General features: G+C 75.1%; 2 protein-coding genes. Both read left to right on the forward strand.

Going from position 1 to position 2,900, the window contains the following annotated elements:
- Positions 1-882: phenylalanine--tRNA ligase subunit alpha (gene pheS, locus GTW08_RS28905; RefSeq protein WP_161152790.1), on the forward strand; the 882-nt coding region annotated here is incomplete at its 5' end.
- Positions 883-920: 38 nt separating this feature from the next.
- The coding region (gene pheT, locus GTW08_RS28910; RefSeq protein ID WP_346009989.1) for a phenylalanine--tRNA ligase subunit beta at positions 921-2,900 on the forward strand (1,980 nt) is incomplete at its 3' end.

Below are 2,900 nucleotides of genomic sequence, written 5' to 3' on the forward strand. Positions count from 1 at the left end.
CTGCCCGGCCCCGAGCGCGCCGACGCCGGCAAGCGGGTCAACGCCGCCCGCGCGGAGGCCCAGGCCGCGTTCGACGCGCGCCGCGAGGTCCTGCTCGTCGAGCGCGACGCCCGGGTGCTGGCCGAGGAGGCCGTCGACGTCACGCTGCCCTGGGACCGTCGCCCGCGCGGTGCGCGCCACCCCATCACACAGCTGTCCGAGCGGATCGCCGACATCTTCGTCGGGATGGGCTGGGAGGTCGCGGAGGGTCCCGAGGTCGAGGCGTCGTGGCTGAACTTCGACGCGCTCAACTTCGGCAAGGACCACCCCGCCCGCACCATGCAGGACACCTTCTACCTGGGTGACCCCGAGCGCGGGCAGGACTCGGGCACGGTGCTGCGCACGCACACCTCGCCGGTGCAGGTCCGGTCGCTGCTGGAGCGCGAGCTGCCGGTCTACGTGGCCTGCCCCGGCCGGACCTTCCGCACCGACGAGCTCGACGCCACCCACACCCCGGTGTTCCACCAGGTCGAGGGCCTCGCCGTCGACCGCGGGCTGACCATGGCCCACCTGAAGGGGACGCTCGACGCGTTCGCCCGCGCGGTGTTCGGCCCGGAGGCCGGCACCCGGATGCGGCCGTCGTACTTCCCGTTCACCGAGCCCTCGGCCGAGGTGGACCTGTGGTTCCCGCAGAAGAAGGGCGGCCCCGGCTGGGTCGAGTGGGGCGGTTGCGGCATGGTCAACCCCAACGTCCTGCGCGCCTGCGGCGTCGACACCGACGTCTACTCCGGTTTCGCGTTCGGCATGGGCATCGAGCGGACCCTGATGTTCCGCAACGGCATCCCGGACATGCGGGACATGGTCGAGGGCGACGTGCGCTTCTCGACCGCGTTCGGCGTCTGACCCGGCCCACCCCGCTTCCACACGAGGAGTTCTGAGCAGTGCGAGTGTCCGCGTCCTGGCTCGCCCGGCACATCGACCCGGCGGCGCTGCCCGCCGGTCCCGAGGCGATCGGCGACGCCTTCGTCCGCGTCGGACTGGAGGTCGAGGAGATCCACCCGGCCCCCGCGGTCACCGGGCCGGTCACGGTCGCCCGGGTCGAGGAGATCGAGGAGCTCACCGGGTTCAAGAAGCCGATCCGGTACTGCCGGGTGGGCTTCGAGGGGCAGCGCCACCGCTACGTGGTGTGCGGCGCCCGCAACTTCGCGGTCGGCGACCTCGTCGTCGTCACCGAGCCGGGTGCGGTGCTGCCCGGTGACTTCGCGATCGCCCAGCGCACGACGTACGGCAAGGTCTCCGACGGCATGATCGCCTCGGCGAAGGAGCTCGGCCTCGGCGCCGAGAGCGGCGGCATCCTCGTACTGCCGCCCGGCACCGCCGAGCCCGGCGACGACGCCCTCGACGTCCTCGGCCTGTCCGAGCCCGTCGTCGAGCTGGCCGTCACCCCGGACCGGGGCTACTGCTTCGCCGTCCGCGGTCTCGCCCGCGAGCTCGCGACCTCGCTCGACGCCGACTACACCGACCCGGTCACCCGGGTCACCGTCCCGGACACCACCGGCGACGCGTGGCCGGTGCGGCTCGCCGACACCGACGCCTGCCCGCGGTTCGTCGCCCGCCGGGTGGACGGCGTCGACCCGGCCGCGCCCAGCCCCTGGTGGATGCAGCGCGCGCTGCTCTCGGCCGGGATGCGGCCGATCTCGCTGATCGTCGACGTCACCAACTTCGTGATGCTCGACCTCGGCCAGCCGCTGCACGCCTACGACGCGACCCGCCTGACCGGCACCATCGAGGTCCGCCGCGCGACGACGGGGGAGAAGCTGCAGACCCTCGACGGCCACACCCGTGCGCTGGACACCGACGACCTGCTCATCACCGACGACTCCGGCCCGATCGGGCTCGCCGGTGTCATGGGCGGCGCGTCCACCGAGATCCCCGCGCCGGAGGACCTCGCCGACGGCGCCCGCGTCGACGTGCTGCTGGAGGCCGCGCACTTCTCCCCACCGGTGATCGCGCGCGCCGCGCGCCGGCACAAGCTGCCCAGCGAGGCGTCCAAGCGGTTCGAGCGGGTGGTGGACCCCGCGCTGCCGCCGGTCGCGGCCGAGCGCGCCGCGCAGCTGCTCGTCGAGCTCGGCGGCGGGACCCTCGCCGACGGCCGCACCGACGCCGGCGGGGTCCCCGCCGTCGCGAGCGTGCGGATGCCGCTGTCGATGCCCGACCGTGTCGCCGGCGTCGACTACCCGCGCGGGGCCACCGTGCGCCGCCTGACCCAGGTCGGCTGCGCCGTCGCGCTGGACACCGGTGCCGGTGGCGAGGGCGTCGTCGTCGCGACCCCGCCGACCTGGCGCCCGGATCTCACCATGGCCGCCGACCTGGTGGAGGAGGTGCTGCGCCTGGAGGGCTACGACGCCATCCCCTCCGTGCTGCCCACCGCCCCGGCCGGCCGTGGCCTGACCGCCGCCCAGCGGCGCCGCCGCGCGGTGTCGCGCGCCCTGGCCGAGGCCGGGCACGTCGAGGTGCTGCCGTTCCCGTTCGTCTCCGACGCCGTGTGGGACGACCTGGGCCTGCCCGCCGACGACGAGCGCCGCCGCACCGTGGCCGTCACCAACCCGCTCGACGCCGAGCGGTCCCGGCTCACGACGACCCTGCTCCCCGGCCTGCTGGACATGCTGGTGCGCAACCGTTCCCGCGGCGCCGAGGACCTCGCGCTGTACGCGATCGCGCAGGTCGTGCAGCCGGGGGAGACCACCCCCGCGATGCCCGACCCGGCCATCACGGGCCGTCCGTCCGACGCCGAGTACGCCGCCCTGCGCGCCGCGCTGCCCGACCAGCCCGTGCACGTCGGGGTCGTCCTCGCCGGGAACCGCGAGCCGCGCGGCTGGTGGGGCCGGGGCCGTCCCGCCGCCTGGTCCGACGCCGTCGAG

This window comes from Pseudonocardia sp. SID8383 (genome assembly GCF_009864975.1).
Taxonomy (GTDB): Bacteria; Actinomycetota; Actinomycetes; order Mycobacteriales; family Pseudonocardiaceae; genus Pseudonocardia; species Pseudonocardia alni.